The organism is Holdemania filiformis, assembly GCF_003459085.1.
In the GTDB taxonomy this organism is placed as follows: domain Bacteria; phylum Bacillota_I; class Bacilli_A; order Erysipelotrichales; family Erysipelotrichaceae; genus Holdemania; species Holdemania filiformis.
Genome location: NZ_QRUP01000005.1, coordinates 77,420 through 97,281 on the forward strand (window position 1 = coordinate 77,420; position 19,862 = coordinate 97,281).

General features: G+C 53.4%; 21 protein-coding genes. All 21 read left to right on the forward strand.

Annotated elements, in window-relative coordinates; genetic code table 11:
* The first annotated feature begins 1 nt into the window (after window position 1).
* The 21 genes from DWY25_RS05695 (at window position 2) to DWY25_RS05800 (ending at window position 19,837) form a co-directional block, all read left to right on the forward strand.
* The gene (locus DWY25_RS05695; RefSeq protein ID WP_117894429.1) at window positions 2-1,798 is read left to right on the forward strand and encodes an ABC transporter ATP-binding protein; all 1,797 of its coding nucleotides are present in this window, start codon (window positions 2-4) and stop codon (window positions 1,796-1,798) included.
* Window positions 1,795-3,642: an ABC transporter ATP-binding protein gene (locus DWY25_RS05700; protein ID WP_117894430.1), complete on the forward strand. Its 1,848-nt coding sequence runs from the start codon at window positions 1,795-1,797 to the stop codon at window positions 3,640-3,642. Before DWY25_RS05695 ends, DWY25_RS05700 begins: the two co-directional genes overlap by 4 nt.
* Window positions 3,643-3,660: 18 nt before the next feature.
* Complete coding sequence (locus DWY25_RS05705) at window positions 3,661-4,158, forward strand: hypothetical protein (protein ID WP_117894431.1); 498 nt, start codon at window positions 3,661-3,663, stop codon at window positions 4,156-4,158.
* 381 nt (window positions 4,159-4,539) lie between these two features.
* Window positions 4,540-4,914 (forward strand): GntR family transcriptional regulator, encoded by a 375-nt coding sequence (locus DWY25_RS05710; RefSeq protein WP_117894432.1) that lies wholly within the window; start codon window positions 4,540-4,542, stop codon window positions 4,912-4,914.
* 2 nt (window positions 4,915-4,916) lie between these two features.
* The gene (locus DWY25_RS05715; RefSeq protein ID WP_117894433.1) at window positions 4,917-5,774 is read left to right on the forward strand and encodes an ABC transporter ATP-binding protein; all 858 of its coding nucleotides are present in this window, start codon (window positions 4,917-4,919) and stop codon (window positions 5,772-5,774) included.
* On the forward strand, window positions 5,774-6,406 hold the full coding sequence (locus DWY25_RS05720; protein WP_117894434.1) for an ABC-2 transporter permease: 633 nt from the start codon (window positions 5,774-5,776) through the stop codon (window positions 6,404-6,406). Before DWY25_RS05715 ends, DWY25_RS05720 begins: the two co-directional genes overlap by 1 nt.
* 24 nt (window positions 6,407-6,430) lie before the next feature.
* Window positions 6,431-7,240 (forward strand): PHP domain-containing protein, encoded by an 810-nt coding sequence (locus DWY25_RS05725; protein ID WP_117894435.1) that lies wholly within the window; start codon window positions 6,431-6,433, stop codon window positions 7,238-7,240.
* 140 nt (window positions 7,241-7,380) lie between these two features.
* The gene (locus DWY25_RS05730; protein WP_117894436.1) at window positions 7,381-7,671 is read left to right on the forward strand and encodes a DUF1905 domain-containing protein; all 291 of its coding nucleotides are present in this window, start codon (window positions 7,381-7,383) and stop codon (window positions 7,669-7,671) included.
* Between the two features lie 98 nt (window positions 7,672-7,769).
* Window positions 7,770-8,234 carry a signal peptidase II gene (gene lspA / locus DWY25_RS05735; protein ID WP_117894437.1) on the forward strand — a complete coding sequence of 155 codons (465 nt, stop codon included), beginning with the start codon at window positions 7,770-7,772 and terminating at the stop codon, window positions 8,232-8,234.
* Window positions 8,234-9,157, forward strand: coding sequence for an RluA family pseudouridine synthase (locus DWY25_RS05740; RefSeq protein ID WP_117894438.1), 924 nt, complete (start codon window positions 8,234-8,236; stop codon window positions 9,155-9,157). Before lspA ends, DWY25_RS05740 begins: the two co-directional genes overlap by 1 nt.
* Window positions 9,154-10,428, forward strand: a complete 1,275-nt coding sequence (locus DWY25_RS05745; protein WP_117894439.1) for a rhomboid family intramembrane serine protease — start codon at window positions 9,154-9,156, stop codon at window positions 10,426-10,428. The genes DWY25_RS05740 and DWY25_RS05745 overlap by 4 nt, the downstream gene beginning before the upstream one ends.
* A 13-nt stretch (window positions 10,429-10,441) precedes the next feature.
* Complete coding sequence (locus DWY25_RS05750) at window positions 10,442-10,924, forward strand: deoxycytidylate deaminase (RefSeq protein ID WP_006059173.1); 483 nt, start codon at window positions 10,442-10,444, stop codon at window positions 10,922-10,924.
* A 166-nt stretch (window positions 10,925-11,090) separates the two neighbouring features.
* The gene (locus DWY25_RS05755) at window positions 11,091-12,083 is read left to right on the forward strand and encodes an Rpn family recombination-promoting nuclease/putative transposase (protein ID WP_181981714.1); all 993 of its coding nucleotides are present in this window, start codon (window positions 11,091-11,093) and stop codon (window positions 12,081-12,083) included.
* A 154-nt stretch (window positions 12,084-12,237) separates the two neighbouring features.
* On the forward strand, window positions 12,238-12,678 hold the full coding sequence (locus DWY25_RS05760; RefSeq protein ID WP_117894441.1) for a SpoVA/SpoVAEb family sporulation membrane protein: 441 nt from the start codon (window positions 12,238-12,240) through the stop codon (window positions 12,676-12,678).
* Complete coding sequence (gene spoVAD / locus DWY25_RS05765) at window positions 12,675-13,673, forward strand: stage V sporulation protein AD (protein ID WP_006060614.1); 999 nt, start codon at window positions 12,675-12,677, stop codon at window positions 13,671-13,673. Before DWY25_RS05760 ends, spoVAD begins: the two co-directional genes overlap by 4 nt.
* Window positions 13,670-14,026 (forward strand): stage V sporulation protein AE, encoded by a 357-nt coding sequence (gene spoVAE, locus DWY25_RS05770; RefSeq protein ID WP_420809863.1) that lies wholly within the window; start codon window positions 13,670-13,672, stop codon window positions 14,024-14,026. Before spoVAD ends, spoVAE begins: the two co-directional genes overlap by 4 nt.
* Window positions 14,023-15,387 carry a spore germination protein gene (locus tag DWY25_RS05775; protein WP_117894442.1) on the forward strand — a complete coding sequence of 455 codons (1,365 nt, stop codon included), beginning with the start codon at window positions 14,023-14,025 and terminating at the stop codon, window positions 15,385-15,387. Before spoVAE ends, DWY25_RS05775 begins: the two co-directional genes overlap by 4 nt.
* Before the next feature lie 55 nt (window positions 15,388-15,442).
* Window positions 15,443-16,168: a segregation and condensation protein A gene (locus DWY25_RS05780; protein WP_039865097.1), complete on the forward strand. Its 726-nt coding sequence runs from the start codon at window positions 15,443-15,445 to the stop codon at window positions 16,166-16,168.
* Window positions 16,169-16,170: 2 nt separating this feature from the next.
* Window positions 16,171-16,713, forward strand: a complete 543-nt coding sequence (gene scpB, locus DWY25_RS05785) for an SMC-Scp complex subunit ScpB (protein WP_117894443.1) — start codon at window positions 16,171-16,173, stop codon at window positions 16,711-16,713.
* Between the two features lie 174 nt (window positions 16,714-16,887).
* Window positions 16,888-17,763, forward strand: a complete 876-nt coding sequence (locus tag DWY25_RS05790; RefSeq protein WP_117894444.1) for a GDSL-type esterase/lipase family protein — start codon at window positions 16,888-16,890, stop codon at window positions 17,761-17,763.
* 334 nt (window positions 17,764-18,097) lie between these two features.
* Window positions 18,098-19,837, forward strand: coding sequence for an ABC-F family ATP-binding cassette domain-containing protein (locus DWY25_RS05800; protein WP_117894446.1), 1,740 nt, complete (start codon window positions 18,098-18,100; stop codon window positions 19,835-19,837).
* The last annotated feature ends 25 nt before the right edge of the window (window positions 19,838-19,862 follow it).

Here is a 19,862-nt window from a genome sequence, read left to right on the forward strand (position 1 = left end):
CATGCGGAAGTTTCATTTTATTTGGGAGTTTTTAGAAAGCAACCGGAAACGGATGGCAGCGATGATTATTTTGGTGTGCGTGTATGCGTTTCTGAACCTGTGTTCACCACTGTTGTTCAGCTTTATGATCGACAATGTCATCCATGCCCAGCCGGCTAACAATCCGGTTCTGGCGTGGCTGTTGGATCATTTGGGCGGGGCGGCGTATTTGCAGCGGAATTTGTGGATCGGCGCCGCGGCGATTCTGGCGATTAACGCGCTGATCTGCGTGTGCGTGTTCTTGCGGGGGTATTGGAACGCGGTGATTTCAGAGGAAGTGTGCCGCAAGGTCCGCAACCGGCTGTACGCGCATCTGCAGTCTCTGCCGTTCAGTTACCATGTGCGGATTAAAACCGGCGATCTGGTGCAGCGGTGCACGAGCGATGTCGATCAGATCCGGCGCTTTCTGGCGGGACAGATCTCAGAGGTCGTTTATTCCGTCGCGACGGCGCTGGCCGCGCTGTTGATTCTGTTTTCCATCTACCGGCCGCTGGCCTGGCTGGCGGTGATCTCAATGCCGCTGTTAGTGATTTACGCGTATGTTTTCTTTACCCGCGTGCAGAAGGCGTTTTTAGCGTCGGATGAAGCTGAGGGGGATCTGAGTACGGCGGTGCAGGAGAATTTATCAGGCATCCGCGTTGTCAAGGCGTTTAATAACGAGCGGGAGGAAATCCGGAAGTTCGAGCAGAAAAATGCCCGCTACCGGGATCTGACGTTTAAAATGATTCAGTATCTGGGCGCGTACTGGGGGACAAGCGACCTGATCTGCCTGACGCAGATCTTCGTGATTATCCTGGCCGGGATTTTCGCCGCAATTCGGGGTGATCTGAGCGTCGGCAGCTTCTTCGTGTTCATTTCGTATGAAGGCATGATCCTGTGGCCGGTGCGCAACCTCGGCCGGATTCTTGCCGATATGGGTAAAATGAGCGTGTCCATCGGACGTCTGCAGGAAATTCTTGACGAAACTCCGGAAGATGTGGCCAGCGGGGAAACGCCGCCGATCGAGGGCCGGATTGAGTTCGATCATGTTCAGTTTCAATATGAAGGCGACAGTCAGCCGGTGCTGAAGGATCTGACCTTTACGATTGAGAAGGGCATGACGGTGGCGCTGATCGGGCCGACCGGCGGAGGCAAAAGCACTTTGGTTCATCTGTTGATGAGGCTGTACGATCCGACGTCCGGCCAGATTCGGATCGATGGACATGAAATTACAGACATCCAGCGGACATGGCTGCGCCAGAACATCGGCATCGTCCTGCAGGAACCGTTCCTGTTTTCGAAAACAATTTACGATAACATTCACTTAGCCCGGCGCGGGGCGCATCGCGAGGAAGTGGAACAGGCGGCGCGGATTGCGTCGGTGCACGAAGTCATCGCGGAGTTTGACCGCGGCTACGACACGTTAGTCGGTGAGAAAGGCGTCACGCTTTCCGGCGGACAGAAGCAGCGGATCGCGATCGCCCGCACGGTGCTGTCGCCGCAGCCGATTCTGATCTTCGACGATTCGCTGTCGGCGGTCGATACCCAGACCGACGCAAAGATCCGCGCGGCTTTAAAAGAGGTGCAAAGCCAGACCACGACGCTGATCATCACCCAGCGGGTGGCTTCGGCAATGGATGCCGACCTGATCCTGGTGCTGGAACAAGGCCGGATCACTCAGGCGGGAACGCATGCTCAGCTGCTTGAGCAAGACGGGCTGTACCGCCGGATCGTCGAGATCCAGACGGCCCGGATGAATGAAGGAGGGGAGGAAGCATGAGTCAGATTCGTTTTGAAGAACAACAATACAATACGGAATCGCTGGATGCCGGTCTGTGGAAGCGGATCTTCGTGCTGATGAGACCGCTGCGCAAGGAGCTGGTGCGGCTGCTGATCCTGATGGTCGCCGTCGCCGGCTGCGATGTCCTGTTTCCGATCCTCAACAAAATCGCGATCGACACGTTTGCCGCAGGCGGTCAGCCGGACAGCTCGCTGTGGATGTTTTCCGGAGTTTACATGGCAGGCGTGCTGTTTCAGGCATTCAGCGTCTATCTGTTTTTCATGCAGGCGGGTAAAATTGAAATGGCGTTCTCCTACGATGTGCGCCAGAAAGCGTTCGCCAAGCTGCAGACGCTCTCGTTTTCCTACTTTGACCGGACGCCGATCGGCTGGTTAATGGCGCGGATGAACAGCGATATTGCCCGGCTGGCGGAAATTCTGTCGTGGAGTCTGATGGATTTGATCTGGGGCTTAGCGGTGATGCTGGGAGTCAGCGTCGTCATGCTGCTCGTCAACTGGAAGCTGGCGTTATTGGTGCTGATGGTCGTGCCGGTGCTGGCCTGGCTGAGCGTGTGGTTTCAGGTTCGGATTCTCAAGAATTACCGCAGCGTGCGGCGGATTAACTCGCGGATTACCAGCGCGTTCAACGAAGGCATCACCGGCGCCAAGACGACGAAGACACTGGTCATCGAAGATGATAACTTAAAAGAATTCAATGAAGAAACGCTCGAGATGAAGGCGGCCAGCGTGCGCGCGGCGACGTTGTCCGCGCTGTTTATGCCGGTGGTCATGGGTCTGGGTGCGATCTCGACCGCGGCGATCCTGTGGTCGGGCGGCCATCAGGTGCTGATGCAGACGCTGCAGTTCGGCACGCTGATGATGTTTACGCAGTACGCCACGCAGTTCTTTGAACCGCTGAGGCAGATTGCCCGGCTGATCGCCGAGCTGCAGCTGGCGCAGGCCAGCGCGGAGCGGGTGCTGTCGCTTTTGGACAGTGAACCGCAGATTGTCGATACCCCGGAAGTGATTGAAAAATACGGAACAGAGCTGGAGCCGAAGCTGCAGAACTATGAACCGTTAGTCGGCGACGTGGAGTTCCGGCATGTCGATTTTGAATATCTTGAGGGCGAACGTGTGCTGACCGATTTCAACCTGAAGGTGAAAGCCGGCCAGACCGTCGCGCTGGTCGGAGAAACCGGTTCCGGCAAGAGTACGGTCGTCAATCTGTTATGCCGGTTTTATCAGCCGGTGAACGGACAGGTGCTGATCGACGGGAAAGACGTGCGCGAACGCTCGCTGGGCTGGCTGCACTCCCATCTCGGCTATGTGCTGCAGGCGCCGCATCTGTTCTCCGGCACGGTAAAGGATAACATCCGCTACGGCCGGCTGGATGCCAGTGATGAGCAGATTGAAGCGGCGGCGAAAATGGTCGACGCGCACGAGTTCATTCTGCGTCTGGAAAACGGCTACAACACAGACGTAGGCGAGGGCGGTTCACGGCTGTCGACGGGGCAGAAGCAGCTGATTTCATTTGCCCGCGCCGTGCTGGCGGATCCGCGGATCTTCGTGCTCGACGAGGCGACCGCTTCGATCGACACGGAAACGGAACAGGTGATCCAGTATGCCATCGAACACCTGATGAAAGGTCGGACAAGCTTCATCATCGCGCACCGGCTCTCGACGATCGTCAACGCCGATTTGATTCTGGTCATGAAAAAGGGTAAGATAGTAGAACAGGGAACGCATGGCGAACTGATGCGGTTGGACGGCTATTATGCCCGGCTGTATACCGCGCAGTTCAACGAAGACCTGGAGAACCAGCTGCTTAACCGCGGCCGCAGTTAAAGGAGAGGAAGTCAAACCATGAAACTGGAAGTCGGAACGCATTGTCCGTTCCATATTGAAGAAGGCGTGATGATCGATTTTGTGGAGGATCAGTGGCTGATCTTGATCAAAGACGCCGTGTGGCAGGATGAGGAAATCAAGGCCTTCCGCCGGAATCCCGGCCGGCTGGCATTTCTGCCATTGGATACCGTCGTGTTTTTTACCGTCAACATCGATGACGTGCTGGAAACCTCGGATCTGCCGTTTGTGATTCAGGAAAGCGAAAGCGCGGATGCCATTCTGGCTCAGACGGGAATGCCGGTGACGCTGGCGCTGATCTCAAGTCAGGACGAGGTGCTGGCGCTGCGGCAGCTGACGCTGGGCAATGCGGAAAGCTCGCAGGTGAAAGAGCAGCTGAAGCGGATCCTGGATGCGGGTTATGAAGCGGAAGTGTCAAACCATCAGATCGACAAGACGCAGGCTCGCTACCAGCCGTATGAGCTGGAAGAAAAGGCGCTGTTTACCGCAGCGTTCTAAATACGAAAAACGGAAATCAAAGAAGGATGGAAGCCAGCGTTCGACAAGGCTTCCATTTTTCTGTTAATCCTCGTTCAAAAAGCAATGAAAGAAGGACGTTCATTGAGAATATTCAATTTTGAAATTTCGCTGTTCTTCTCGGCAGAGTCAGCGCTCATTCCTCAAACGTAGGATTGGAATGATCCCGGTTGTAATTTTGCATCAGGATAGCTGGATCCTTTAAACATGAATATCCCAGGCATAAAATCATGACTCTGACTCTGAATGAGACAGATTTTCGGTAAATCGTAAAATTATTTTTGTTTTTTCTTTATGTTAAGAGACTTGACAGAATGAATATAGCGTATATACTGTATATATACAGTAAGAAAGGGTGACGGCATGGAAATCTTTATCAGCAACACGAGCGACAAGCCGTTGTATGAACAAATTACCGCCCAGATCAAAAATCTGATTCTTAACGGCGCGTTAAAGGAAGGGGACGCCCTGCCTTCAATGCGAATCTTGGCCAAGGAGTTAAGGATCAGCGTGATCACAACCAAGCGAGCCTATGAAGAACTTGAACGTGAAGGCTTCATCGTAACGCAAAGCGGTAAGGGCAGCTATGTGGCGGCGCGCAATGTGGAGCTGATCCGCGAGGAGAATTACCGCCGGATCGAGCAGCAGCTGCTCACTGCGGTGAATCTGGCGCGCTTAAGCGAGATTTCCCTGGATGAAATGATTGAGATTCTGACCCTGCTGTATAAGGAGGAGTAATCATGGACGCCATTTTATCAATAGAACATCTGCACAAGCAATATTCCGGTTTTGAATTAAATGATCTTTGTCTGCAGCTGAATCCGGGCGAAGTCATGGGCTTCATCGGTGAGAACGGCGCGGGCAAGACGACGACGATCAAATCAATTCTCGGCTTAATCCGCCACGACGGCGAAGTTCGTATTTTTGGCAAGCCGTTCGAGCAGTTAAGCGAACGGGAACGCGGGCAGATCGGCGTCGTGCTGGACGGCTGTCACTTCCACGATCCGCTGACGGTCAAACGCGTTGAACAAATACTGTCCGGCATTTATCCTGAGTGGGAAAGAACGAAGTTTCTGCAGCTGTGCGAACGCTTCGGGCTGCCGCTGAACAAGAAGATCAAGACATTTTCGACCGGCATGAAAATGAAGCTGTCGATCATCGCCGCGCTCTCGCACAACGCCCGCCTGCTGATCCTCGACGAACCGACCAGCGGCCTGGATCCGATCGTCCGCGACGAGATGCTCGATTTGTTTTACGACTTTATTCAGGATGAAACGCATTCGATTTTGTTTTCCAGCCACATCACAACGGACATTGAAAAGATTGCCGACAGGGTGACGTTTATCCATCAGGGCCGGCTGCAGTTTTCGCTGCCGAAGGATGTCCTGCATGACGAATATGGGATTGTCAAGGGGGCGCGTTCGGAGATTGAAAAGATTGATTCCGATTCGCTGCTGGCGATCGTGCCGCAGAGTTTAACCTGTCAGGGATTAGTCCGCAACCGCGAGGAAGTCCGGCAGGCGTTTGGCAAGCTGAATGTCGAAGCGGCGACGCTGGAAGAAATTATGCTTTGCATGGTGAAAGGAGAATTACGGTAATGAAAGGCTTATTGTTGAAGGACTTGTTTGTCGTCTCTGAATTTGTCCGCGTGCTGACGCTGATGGCGATCGTTTTTATCGCTTCAATGATGGCGATCGACGGCTTTTCAGTCATCGGCGCGATGATTTCGCTGCTCGTCGTGTCGCTGGTTATCTCCTCGTTCAGCTACGATGATCTGGCGCATTGGGACAGCTTCGCCGCAACGCTGCCGGTCAGCCGCAGAAAGCTGGTCGCTTCCAAATATCTGTTTCTGCTTCTGCTGGGCGTGCTGGCGGTGGTGTTTAACGGACTGGTGTCCGTGCTGTTCGCCGCGCTGCAGCCGGGAGTCAGCCTTGCTGAACAGTTTGTCACGGGAATTCTCATCTCGATGGCGGCCTGCATCATCGACTTCGTCTTAATCCCGCTGATTTATAAATACGGCGCGGAAAAAAGCCGGATGATGATGATGATGGTGATCGTGGTAATCTTTGGGATCACTTACGGCGGGGCGGCGTTGTTAAAGATGTTGAATATCGGCACGGATTGGATTACGCTGCCGATATTGATCGGCGGAATTGCCGCTGCATTTCTTGCCAGTTTGTTGATTTCCTGGATCTGCTCTGTTAAAATCGTAGAGAAGAAAGAATATTAAGAACTTTGGCGGGAGGCGGTCAGGATGCAAAGAATCGACGGACATGTGCATTTGGAACACGGACCTTTAAGCGCGGCCTATGTTGAACAATTTGTCTCGGCGGCGCAGAAAGCCGGACTGGACTGTCTGCAGATCCTGGACCATACCCACCGCTTCCGTGAATTCCGGCCGGCCTACCAAAGCGTGATCGAAGCCGATCCGCTGCAGGCGCAATGGCTGAGCGGAAAAGGAAAATTCAAAGATTCTTTAACGGACTATCTGGAGCTGGTCCGGCAGCTGAAGCAGCGCGTCTGGCCGCTGGAGGTCCGGTTTGGTCTGGAGGTCTGCTACACGCCGGAAAGCGAGTTGTTTCTGCGGGAAATCTGCCGTGAGCTGCCGCTGGATTTTCTGGTGGGCAGTGTTCATTCGATTGACGGTCTGTTGTACGACATGCCATTTTCCCAGCCGCTGTTATGGCAGAAATACGAGCATCAGACCGTCGTTGACCGCTATCTGGACTGCGTGCTGCAGTCTGTGCAAAGCGGGCTGTTCGATCAGATCGGACATCCCGATACCGTGAAAATGGCGTCTGCCAAGGCGGTCATGGATCCGGGAAGGATTCGTGAGATCGCTGAGGAAGCGAAGCTGCGGGGGATCGCGCTGGAATGCAACACCGGCTGTCATTGGCGCTACGCCCATCCGGATTTCGGCTTGTCCGATCTGTGGCTGACCCTTCTGGCCGAGGTGGGCAATCGGGTCGTTACGGCCAGCGACGCTCATGATCCGGCAGACGTCAACCGTGATCTGGAACAGGCGCGGGCCCGGCTGATTCAGTTTGGTGTGCGCTGCGCTTAGGCTCAGGTTTTAGCGCTGGTTCGAGTTGAAGTAAAATCAAAGAAACCGCTGAACGGCGGTTTTCTTTGGTGGTGGAGGAAGTTTCGCTGTAATTCGGGTGATCCGCGAGATTGAGAGCCAGACTAAGTTACGGGAAGGTGATGAAATTGAATCCAAAAATCTATGAATTTGATGCCGTAATCCGGAAAGTTGAAGGGCTGGACGGGGCATATATTGAATTTCCCTGGGATGTGCGGACTGAATTCGGCCGCGGCCGCGCCGCGGTTTTCGCCGAGTTTGACGGTATCCCCTATCAGGGCAGTTTGGTGCGGATGGGCACGCCCGGACACATTCTCGGCATCCGCAAGGATATCCGCGCTCAGATCGGCAAACAACCCGGCGATCAGGTGCACGTCCGGCTGTGGGAGCGGGCGATTGAAAAAAAGCGTTGATTCTCTTTGAAAAACACGACAAAGGCGCGCAAGTGTAGGCTTTGAAAAACCGTTCGGCGTATGATACAATACTAGCGTTATAGAAAATGGTGGAAGTTATGAAATTAAAAGAAATACTCTTGCTGGCAGGGGTGCTGGCGCTGGATATGCTGACGAAGTTCTGGGTGCAGTCGACGATGACGCTCGGCCAGAGCATCCCGGTCATCCGTGGTTTTTTCAATATTACTTACGCGCAGAATACCGGCGCGGCCTGGAGTCTGCTCGAGGGGAAGATGATGTTTTTCTACATCATCACCACCGTAGCCGTCGTTGGCTTCTCCTGGTATTTATGGAAGACGGACAAGAAAGAGACATGGACGCGGCTGGCGACGGTGCTGGTGATCGGCGGTGCGCTGGGCAATCTGATCGACCGCGTGGCGTTTCACTATGTCCGGGATTTTCTTGATTTTATCATCTTCGGATATGATTTTCCGATTTTTAATGTAGCGGACATGGCGCTGTGCGTCGGCGTCGGACTGCTGATCCTGATCACGCTGATCCGGCCGGAAGGAGAGAAACAGTAATGGAAACACGCATTTTGATCGTTGAGGAACAAGACCAGGGCGTGCGCCTGGATAAGTATTTAAGCACAGCGATGGACGATTGTTCGCGCAGCCGCGCGCAGCAGCTGATCGACGAGGAAGCTGTGCGGATCGACGACCTGCCGGTCAAGAACAGCTATAAGGTGAAAGCCGGGGACGAGATCGAGGTCACGCTGCCGGAGGAGGAAGCGCTGGAAGCGCAGCCGCAGGAAATGGCGCTGAATGTCGTGTATGAGGATCACGACGTGATCGTCATCAACAAGCCGAAGGGCTTAGTCGTCCATCCGGGACCGGGCAATCCGGATCATACGCTGGTCAACGGTCTGCTTTGGCACTGCCATGATCTTTCGGGGATCAACGGCGTGCTGCGGCCGGGGATTGTGCATCGGATTGATAAGGATACCAGCGGGCTGATTGTCGCCTGCAAGAATGACAATGCACATCAGTCGCTGGCGAAGCAGCTGGCGGAAAAAACCGCAGGCCGGCAATATTACGCGCTGGTGCACGGCGCGATCAATCACGAATACGGAACGATCGACGCGCCGATCGGGCGGGATGAGAAGGATCGTCAGAAAATGGCGGTTACGGAGAAAAACTCCCGGCCGGCCATTACACATTTCAAGGTTGTGGAGCGGTTTGACAACTACACGCTGGTCAGCTGCCGCCTGGAAACCGGGCGCACGCATCAGATTCGTGTACACATGCAGTATATCGGCTTTCCAATCGTTGGCGATCCGAAGTATTCGCTGCGCAAGACGCTGCCGACGCAGGGCCAGATGCTCCATGCTTACCAGCTGTCGTTTACCCATCCTTCCACCGGCGAGCGGATGACGTTTGAAGCGCCGCTGCCGCCGGAATTTGAAGCGCTGTTAACACAGCTGCGCCAGGAGAGGAGCGGGCTATGAATTGTACTGAAAAAGACGTGCAGCTGCTGCAGCTGGCGTATTACTTTATATCCGTCTGCCAATATCAGTTTATCTCTCTGCGCGAGGCGCAGGACGAGATCTGGCTGGGGAATCCCAAGCATCCGGAATACCCGGTCATCCGGCTGTCGCAAACCCGTTTGAGCACGGTGTTTTTCGATAAGACGCGGATTTTGAAGATCCATCAGTCGATCCGGAATTTATTCCGCCGCAACTGTGATCTGCTGGATATTCATATCAGCGATGAAGCGGTGCAGGATCAGGAGGAACAGATCGATCTGGTGACGATTTCGCCGCAGACGGTATCCGACCCGCAGCTGACGGCAGTCTTCCCGGGGCTGGACCACGCGGTTCAGCCGATCCAGGATCCGCAGCAGGAATACAATAAGATCACCCAGAAACTGGCTGAGCTGCAGCGGCAGCGCGCGCAGAGTCCGCAGGCAAAATCACCGCTGGCGCCGCCGAAAGCGACGATGATTCTGATGGGCATCTGCCTTGTCATTTATTTGTTAAGCGTGGTGTTCTCCTGGATGTTCAGGGAATTGGGCGGCTCAGGGGAAGTGAGCGTTTCCGTCGCGATTTTGTTAGGCGGCTACTATAAAGCGTTTGTTGTGGGCGCCCACGAGTACTGGCGCTGGCTGACGAGCGCGTTTGTTCACGTCGATCTGTGGCATCTGTTGATGAACATGATGGCGCTTTACAACATGGGGATGCTTTGTGAAAAGCTGATGGGCGTGCGGAATTATCTGATCATTCTGTTCGGTTCGATTTTATTCGGCTCGGCGTTTGTCTTCTTAGGCAGCGGCAACGTTGTGGCGATGGGCATCAGCGGCGGACTGTACGGTCTGTTGGCGGCGTTTCTGGTGTACGGCATTCAGACGCGGATTCTGTTTCAGCCGCAGCTGCGCACGCAGTTCCTTTTGATCCTGATGATCAACCTGATGATCAGTCTGATGCCGGGTGTTTCGCTGGCCGCGCATTTCGGCGGCTTTGTCGGCGGCTTGTTGATCAGCGTCGTGCTGACCCGCAATGATTCGTGGGCGCAGCTGCGTAAGAATACGATGGTGGCGTTGTGCGTAGCCGTTGTGTTCCTTGGCCTGAAGACGGTTCAGCCGCAGGCTCGGGAGCTGGATACGATCTATCCGGGAACGGACCGGATGGTGGTGGAGATGCTGAAAGATCTGCATCTGGACTTCTACGGCGATCATTTAAGCAAGAAGATGGTCGAAACTTACGTGGGTTCGTCACTTTAGGAGGAAATGAACGATGAAGCGAGAACATGTTTTAAGCTGGGACGAGTATTTTATGGGCCTGGCTCATCTGTCGGCGATGCGGTCGAAGGATCCTTCAACCCAGGTCGGCGCAGTGATCGTCGATCAGGAGCACAAGGTGGTCGGAATCGGTTATAATGGTCTGCCGATCGGCTGCTCTGACGATGAATTTCCATGGGATCGGGAAGGCGGTATGTTGGAAACGAAGTATGCATTCGTCGTTCATGCCGAATTGAATGCGATTCTCAACAGCACGCGCGATCTGCACGGCTGCACGCTGTACGTGTCGCTGTTTCCCTGCAATGAGTGCGCCAAGGCGATCATCCAGAGCGGGATCCGTAAAATCGTCTATGAAGACGATAAGTATGCGGCGGCGGATAACGTCATCGCTTCCAAGAAGATGCTCAATGCAGCGGGCGTAGAACTGGTGCGGCTGGGGAAACGCGTTCAGTTAAACGTCGATGTGATTACCGACTAAACTTGTAAAACAAGAAATCTGAGGATATAAGCGGACAAAAGAGCTTGTTGTTCGCTTTTTTTTGTGTTGGAAAGAGTCTTCATTCTGTGAAAAAATGATGAAAAATGAAGAAATAGCGGGGCTTTTCGCAAAAAAGCGCAATAGGTATAAGGGAGGGATAAAACCTATGACTTTAATAAAAGCGAAAAAGCAACGTTCCAAACCTCAGGCTCCATCCAACTACAAGCTGCGCTGTACGAATGACTTTGTGTTCAAATCCCTGATGACCTATGATCCGGAGATTGGAAAACGGCTGGTGAAGGATCTGACCGAAAGTATTCGGGATTATGTCGTGGACAAGGTCGATCTGACTTCTACGGAGCTGTTGACCGAAGGCTTCCAGGCCAAGGATATCCGTCTGGATATCTGCGCCCGCTTAACGCCGGATCGGCTGATCGATTTCGAGATGCAGTGCGGCTCCAACAAGATGGAGATTCCCAACCGCAGCGCTTATTACGCTGCGACGCTTGTCAACCGGCCGGATAACAAAGGCCTGGCGTATACCGCGTTGACGCCGGTGGATCAGCTGTTTCTGCTGGACTTCGACTTTCCGGCGAAGGCAGATCAGCCGGAGAAAGCGATTCATGTCTATCAGTTAGCGGAGATCCTGGATCATGACATCTTGACAAATCTGATCTCGGTGGTTATCATAGAGATGAAGAAGATAATTCAGATGAATCATAGCTATGAAGAACTGAGCCGGGCGGAAAAGTGGTGCTGGTTTCTCAAACGGTATGACGAGGAACACAGTGATTCGGTGGCTGCCCGGTTAGTGGAAGAGGATGAAATCTTTAAGGAGGCGGACAGCGTAATGAAGCGAATGAGCAGTGATCCGGCGATGCGGGATGCGGCGTTTGAGCATAACCGGCGGATGATGGACATGGCGCAGCTGCGCTTTGAAGGCAAACGGGAAGGCTTGGCAGAAGGTATTGAACAAGGCATCGAAAAGCAACGATTAGAAACCGCAAAGGAAATGCTGAGAAATCATTGTAATGATCAGCTCATCCAGCTCTGTACCAAGATCAGTCTTCAACAACTGGAACAGTTAAAAAAAGAAATCGTTTCCGGTTTTAATCAAACTGAGGACTATTCAGCGCAATCCCATCGGACAGGCGACTAATATCAGCGAAAAGAAAATATCACCGGCGGCGTCTGCCGCCTTTTCTATTTTTCCTCCGTTTTAACTGAATAATGAAGTCTGCCGGGTTTTTGCGGTCTTGATGTTTGTTCGGAAAAATCCTGTCCATACTAGCGGATAGACAGGAGGAATCTTGATGAGTACACAAGGCTATAAAGAAGCGTCCAAGCGGACCGCACCGAAAAAGGGAACGTTAGGCAAGGCGCTGTGGGCGTTTGTCAGCGGCGGGGTGATGGGGATCATCGGACAGGGTCTTTTAACGATGTATCAACAGCTGCTGGGCTTAGACGCCAAGGCCGCAGCCGGGCCGATGGTCATCACCGTCGTGTTTGTTACGGCGCTGCTGACAGGACTGGGCATTTACGATAAGCTCGCGCAGAAATGCGGGGCCGGTCTGTTTATCCCGATTTCCGGTTTCGCCAATTCGCTGACATCCTGCGCCATGGAAGGCCGCAGTGAAGGACCGATCTACGGCATCGGCAGCACGATGTTCAAGCTGGCCGGATCCGTATTGACTTACGGCATCGCCGCGGCGTATACGCTGGGCTTGCTGCGATGGGTGGTGTCGCTGTTATGAAGACGCTGCATTTTCAATCTGTCTTTGTCGGCGGCTGCGGAACGGCGGCGGGTCCGATGGAAGCTCAGGGTCCGTTAAAGGATAAAATTGACAAGCTGTTCGACGATATTTATTGCGAAGAGAAAACCTATGAACAGGCTGAGCGGCGGCTGATGTCCGAAGCCTGCGATCATGCACTGCGGGCACAGGGATGTAAAACCAGTGATCTTGATCTGATCCTGGGCGGTGATCTGCTCAACCAGCTGGGGACCAGCCACTATTTTGCCCGCGACCTCGAAATACCGTTTATCGGCTTATACGGTGCCTGTTCCAATTCCACGCTGATCGCCGCCAACGCCGCGATGTGGATCGACAGCGGTCACGCCGAACGGGTGCTGGGCTTAACCAGTTCGCACAACGCGACGGCTGAACGACAGTTCCGCTATCCGAATGAATACGGTGTGCAGAAGCCGGAAACAACGACCTATACGGTCACCGGGGCGGGGGCGATGATCTTCCAACATGAAAAGACGCCGATCCGTTTGACGCAGGCCACGCTGGGCCGGATTCTCGACTGGCAGTTCACCAATCCTAATGACATGGGCAGCGCGATGGCTCCGGCCGCCTTCGATACGATCTGCCGGCATTTTGAGAACACCGGGACGAGTTTTGACGACTATGATCTGATCGTCACCGGTGATTTGTCCAAAATCGGCCGAAGCATGCTGATCGATCTGTTCAAGCAGAAGGGCATGGATCCGCATGATAAATTGATCGACTGCGGTCTTCTGATCTATGACCGCGAACATCAGGAAGTGTTTGCCGGCGGCAGCGGCTGCGCATGCAGCGCGGTGGTGACGATCGCCTATTTGTTCGATCTATTAAGAACGAAAGCGCTGCATAAGATCATGGTGGTCGCAACCGGCGCGCTGCTTTCAACGGTGATCGTGCAGCAGAAGGAGTCGATCCCGTGCATTGCGCACGCCATCGTGTATGAAGGGACGGTCGGTGAATGATGATGGAATATTTCGGCGCGTTTGTCGTGTGCGGCTTGATTTGTCTGGCCGGACAGCTGATTTATGATAATACCAATCTGACGCCCGGGCACATTACGAGCTTGTTCGTTGTGCTCGGCGCGTTCCTTGATTTCTTTAATCTCTATGATAAGCTTGTTGAATTCGGCCATGCCGGCGCATTGCTGCCGATCACCAGCTTCGGCCATTCGCTGATGCATTCTGTTATGGATGGAGTGGCGCAGCAAGGCTTATTAGGGATTCCGTTGGGGATGCTGGATCTGACGGCGGCTGGGATTACCAGCGCGATCTACTTTGCATTTTTAGCGGCGCTGATCTTTAAGCCGAAGCTATGACCGGGAAGACCCCGTTTTCAGCGGAAGCCTGGAAGAACGTTGACTGGCTGCGGCAGGCGACCGACTGTTTCGACCTGACGATCCGTTCGGTCAACGTCAACGACCGGCAATGCCTGCTGGTGTTCGTCGGCGGGGTGACCGGTACGACCTCCATTGAACCGATCGTTGAAAGTCTGGTCTTCGACAAGGGCAATCTGGCATTCTTTCCAGCGACGGTAACACAGGCGGGAAGTCTGGAGGACGCGCTCGATAAGATCCTGCAGGGCCAGACTTTGGTCATTCTGGAAGGCAGCGCGTACGCGTTTATCGTCGACACGCGTTCCTATCCGACCCGCGGGCCGAGCGAGCCGACGGTTGAAAAGAGCGTCCGCGGCGCCCGCGACGGCTTCATCGAGCATATCATGCTGGATTTGGGGATGGTGCGGCGGCGGATCCGTGATCCCAAGCTGGTGACGAAAGCCTATCAGAAAGGCAGCCGGACGAAGACCGATATCTTTGTTTTATACATCAGCGATCTGATCCATCCCTCGATTCTTCACGATTTTCAAAATCGGATCGATCATCTGCCGGTCAATGCGGAGGTGACCAGCGAACGCCAGCTGTGCGAGCTGATGTATGGACAGACGTGGAATCCCTATCCGCACGTGCGCTATACCGAACGGCCTGACATCGCGGCGATTCATCTGCTTCAAGGTTCGCTGATCATTCTGGTTGACAACTGTCCTTCGGCGGTGATCCTGCCGACAACCTTCTTTGAACAGACCAAGCAGATTGAGGAATATACCCAGACGCCGGTGATCTCGCTGGTCATGCGGGCGATCCGACTGGCCGGCGTGTTCTGTTCGATTTATCTTTTGCCCTTATGGATGGTGCTGGTCATGCAGCAGAATCCGACGCGCCTGAACCTGCCGCTGCCCGAAATCCCCGGGCCGATTACTTTCGGCGTGCAGGTTTTGATCGCGGATCTTTTGATCGAGTGGATCCGGCTCTCCCTGATTCATTCGCCGTTGATGCTTTCCAGCCTTTTGGGCATCGTCGCGGTGTTTGTGCTGGGCGACGCGCCGATTGCCTACGGAGCCTATACGCAGGAGATTCTGATCATGACGGCAATTGTCAACATCGGTAATTTCGTAACCGCGGGCTATGAGTTGTCGATGGCGAATAAAATTGTGCGTCTGGCGCTGATCGTGATGGTGGTGATCGGCGGTTACCGCGGCTTTTTGATCGGAATCCTGATCCATCTGATTCTGCTTTTACAAACCCAGGTCGGTCCTTTTCCCTATCTATATCCGCTCATTCCGTTCAACGGAAAAGAATTCAAGCGGCTGTTCTTAGGCAACTTCACGATGGATAAGAAATAAAATCTAGTGCTGAAAGCCACTTTTTGTTATAATGAGAAACAAGAGGTGGTTTTTTGTGTCGTTTACAGTCGCCGTGGATCAGTTTGAAGGACCGCTCGATCTGATGCTGCATCTGATCAAGGAAAAGGAGCTGGATCTGTTTGATCTGGATATCCATGTTCTGACAGAACAGTATCTTTTGTATTTAAATAAGATGGAAGAAATGCATCTGGAAGTATGCAGCGAATACCTCGTCGAGCTGGCGACGCTGATTGAATACAAAAGCAAGAAGCTCTTGCCGAAGCAGGAGGCGGAACTCAACGACGCCTATGAGGAAGATCCGAAAGACCGCTTAGTCCGCCGGTTATTGGAATATCAACAGTTCAAGGAGATCAGCGAACAGCTCAAACAGCTGTATCTGGACCGGCAGCGTCAAATAACCAAGCCGATTTCCATCGAATCGGAGGAATGGATCAAAGCCAACGAAAACCAACCCGTGCAGGGCAGTCCGTATGAACTGGCGAAAGCGATGACAAAATGTCTGCGCCGGATGCAGCTGTTAAGACCGATTGAAACAAAATATACGGCGAAGGAAATTTCCGTTGAGGATCGGATCCTGCAGATCACGGCGCGGTTAGCGGATTTACCGGAAACGTTCAGCTTTGAACGGCTTTTGGAAGACTGTCATGAAATTCATGAAACGATCGTCACATTTCTGGCGATTCTGGATATGGCGCATACGCATCAGTTGTATTTTACTGTCGACGATGCGGATACGATCTGGTTTAGGAGGGGAGCTTAACCATGGAAAATCAAGCGTTGACGATCGTCGAGGGTTTGTTGTTTATCGTCGGCGACGAAGGTCTGACGCTGCCGCAATGCGCGGCGGTGCTGGATATCAGCGAAAGCGAGGCGCGGCGGGTGCTCGAGGATTTACAGCGGATGTACGCAGAGGATCAGCGCGGGATTGAGGTCGTTGATTACGGCGGAGTATTCAAATTTGTCTCCAAGGCTTTAATTCATCCTTACGCGCAGAAGCTGTTCGCGAACGCCAAAAACACGGCGCTGTCGCAATCGGCGCTGGAAACCTTGGCGATTATTGCCTACAAGCAGCCGATTACCCGGGTGGAAATTGAAGAAATCCGCGGCGTGGGCTGCGATATGATGCTGCGTAAGCTGCAGGCGCGGGGACTGATCCGGGAAGCGGGACGTTCAGAAGCTCCCGGACGGCCGATTCTGTTTGAAGTGACCGAGGAATTTATGGACAGCTTCAAGCTGGTCAGCCTTAATGAGCTGCCGGAACTGCCGGACTATACGGAAAGCGAAAGTGAGGATCTGTTTGAATAGATCCTTTTTTCATTTTAAACTCACCATTCTATTTTATGTGGAAATAAAAATGCCGGGCGATCGGACCGGAAAATATTTCCTTCCTTTGAAAGTAAGCGAATTCCACATTCTTTCATGAAAGAAGAATTGCACTTCGTTCAAAAGGTTGTAAAATAGAGAAGGCAGGTGAATGAGATGAAAAAAAGCTTGAGTTTACTCCTGTCGTTCTGTTTAACCGGCTGTGCTGGACAACCGGTGGATTCTTCCGCCGTTTTGAAAGAAAACACGACGCCGAAAGGGTGTCTTTGTTATAGAACAATCACGGAATTTGATTACAGCCAGCCGTTGGCGGAGACCGCGCCGGTCTCGGATGAATTCTTTTCCGATACGGCGTTTTTAGGCGATTCGCGGGCTGTTGGCGTTTTTGACTACGAGGTATTTCCGCAGTCGGACGTCCTGGCTTCGATCGGCTTGTCGATCAACCAGTGGCAGATCAAAAAGGTGATTGGGGAAGGAACTGAGAAACAGACCGTATGGGAAGCCTTGGAAAATAAACCTTACCGGCGTTTGGTTCTGATCGTCGGCTACAACGAACTGGGATGGGAATACAGCTCAGTTTTCAAACAGAAGCTGGGCAGCTTGATTGACGGACTGCGCGAAATCCAGCCGGACGCCGTGCTGCTGCTTCAAAAAATTTATCCTTGCAGCGCCAAAGGTTATGCCCGTGAAAAAGAGGTTACACCGGAAAGAATCGCTGAATACAATGCGATTTTTACAGAACTGGCGCAGGAAAAACGAGTCTATCTGCTTGACCCGGCGCCGCTGTTCACGGATGAAAACGGCGATCTGCGCGCGGAACTGACGGACGATGGCGTGCATTTGAATACCGCCGGTTTCAAAATTTATCAAGATTATATCAAAACACATGTGGAGGAAGGGAGCAACAATGAAAAAATGGAGTGTATTGATCCTGACAGCGCTGTTGATCACAGGCTGCCAGAGCCCGGCCAAGCCGAACGCGAAGAGCGTGGCGGAAGTGATGGAGCAGCTGAGCCGGAAAGCAGATCCTGAACAAACGCTGGTCGATGTGGACACCGATCAGATCGACGCGTTTTATTTCTTCGCTCCGGACGAAGTGCTCGATCAGCAGATGAAAATGGCGGCGGATACCCGTGCCGATCAGATTGCGGTGTTTGAGGTCAGCCATCCGGACGAAGCGCGAAAGGTGATCGAATCCAGTCTAGCGGCAATGCAGCAGCAGAATGCCAATTATTTTCCGGAAGAAGCGGATAAGCTGGAACATGCCTGCATTTTAAACGACGGTGCGGTGTTTGCGGTCGTTGTCGGCGAACAGGCCGAAGCGGTGTGCAGCGCAGGTCTGAAATAAGGAAGGGAGGCGGAGCGATTGATTTGTTCGGCAGACAATCTGGTTAAAAATTATGGCGCAGATCCGGTTCTGGATCATGTCAGCCTGGTCATTAATGAAAAAGAAAAATGGGGCATCGTCGGCGTCAACGGCGCCGGGAAATCGACGCTGCTGCGCTTAATTGCCGGCCTTGAAACTCCGGATGAAGGAACGGTTACGCTGGTACCGGGCAAAAAGATTTCCTGTCTGGTGCAGCAGCCGCAGCTGGATCCGGAGAAAACCATTTTGGAAACCGTGCTGGAGAGCGCGGAGAAAAAAGACGAGGTTCAGGAATATGAAGCCAAATCGATCCTGACCCAGTTAAAAATGAACGACATGAGTCAGAAGGTGGGAACGTGTTCCGGCGGTCAGCGCCGCCGCGTCGCGCTGGCCTGCGCCTTGATCCGTCCCTGCGACCTGTTGATCCTGGACGAGCCGACCAATCATCTTGACCAACAGATGATTCTGTGGCTGGAAAAGCGGCTGATCAAATCGAATAAAGCGATGCTGATGGTCACGCATGACCGTTATTTTCTCGACCGCGTCACCAACGCAATTCTGGAGGTGGAGTCGGGGCATGTTTATGCCTATCAGACAAATTACTCCGGCTTTTTACAGCTGAAAGCGCAGCGTGAGGAAATGGCCCGGGCCAGCGAGCGCAAGCGGCTGGCGTATCTGCGCAAAGAAGCCCAGTGGATTCAGCGCGGGGCGATGGCCCGCTCGACCAAGAGCCGGGAACGGATCGAACGTTTTGAAAAGCTCAGCGCGATAGAACGGATTCAGGATCCTGATCAGCTTAAGCTCGGCTCCCTGAGTTCCCGTTTAGGCAATACGACGATCGAGATCCGCAATCTGTCCAAGGCGATCAACGGTCAGCCGCTGATCACGGATTTCAGCTACATCGTTCGCCGGCACGAGCGCTTAGGCATTATCGGCCCTAACGGCTGCGGCAAAAGTACGTTGATGAAGCTGCTTGTAGGGCAGCTGCAGCCTGACGCCGGGAAGATCATCATCGGGGAAACGGTGCGGATCGGCTATTTTTCCCAGGAGCTGGAAGAAATGGATCCCGATCAGCGCATTATTGATTACGTCCGCGCGATCGGCGAGGTGATCGACACGCCGGACGGACAGATGAGCGCTTCGCAAATGCTGCAGCGGTTTTTATTCGATCCGAAGCAGCAATGGCAGCCGATCGGCAAATGCTCCGGCGGCCAGAAACGCCGGCTCGGTTTACTGGGAATCCTGATGAAAGCGCCGAACGTCTTGCTTTTGGACGAACCAACCAACGACCTGGATATTCCGACGCTGATGCTTCTGGAAGAATATCTCGATGATTTCGGCGGGGCGGTGCTTTCCGTCAGTCATGACCGCTATTTTCTCGACCGCACCTGCGACCGGCTTTTGATCTATGAAGGCCAGGGACATTTGAGCTTCAGCAACCTGAGCTATACTGATTATCTGGAGCAGCAGGCGGAAGCGGAACAGGCTAAACCGCGGGAAACGCCGGTCCGCGTCAAGCCGAAAGTTAACCGGCTGACCTATATGGAAAAGAAAGAGCTGGATGAAATCGAGGCCCGGCTGCCGGCGCTGGAACAGAAAATTCAGGAGCTGGATGTTCAACTCAGCGACACGTCGGACTATGCTCAGCTTAAGGTTCTGAGCGAGCGGCGGGAGGCGGCGGAAAGCGAGCTGGAAAGCAAAACGGAGCGCTGGATGGAGCTGAGCGAAAAACAATCCTGAAAAGCTGAAAAAAGCTTAAAAAATC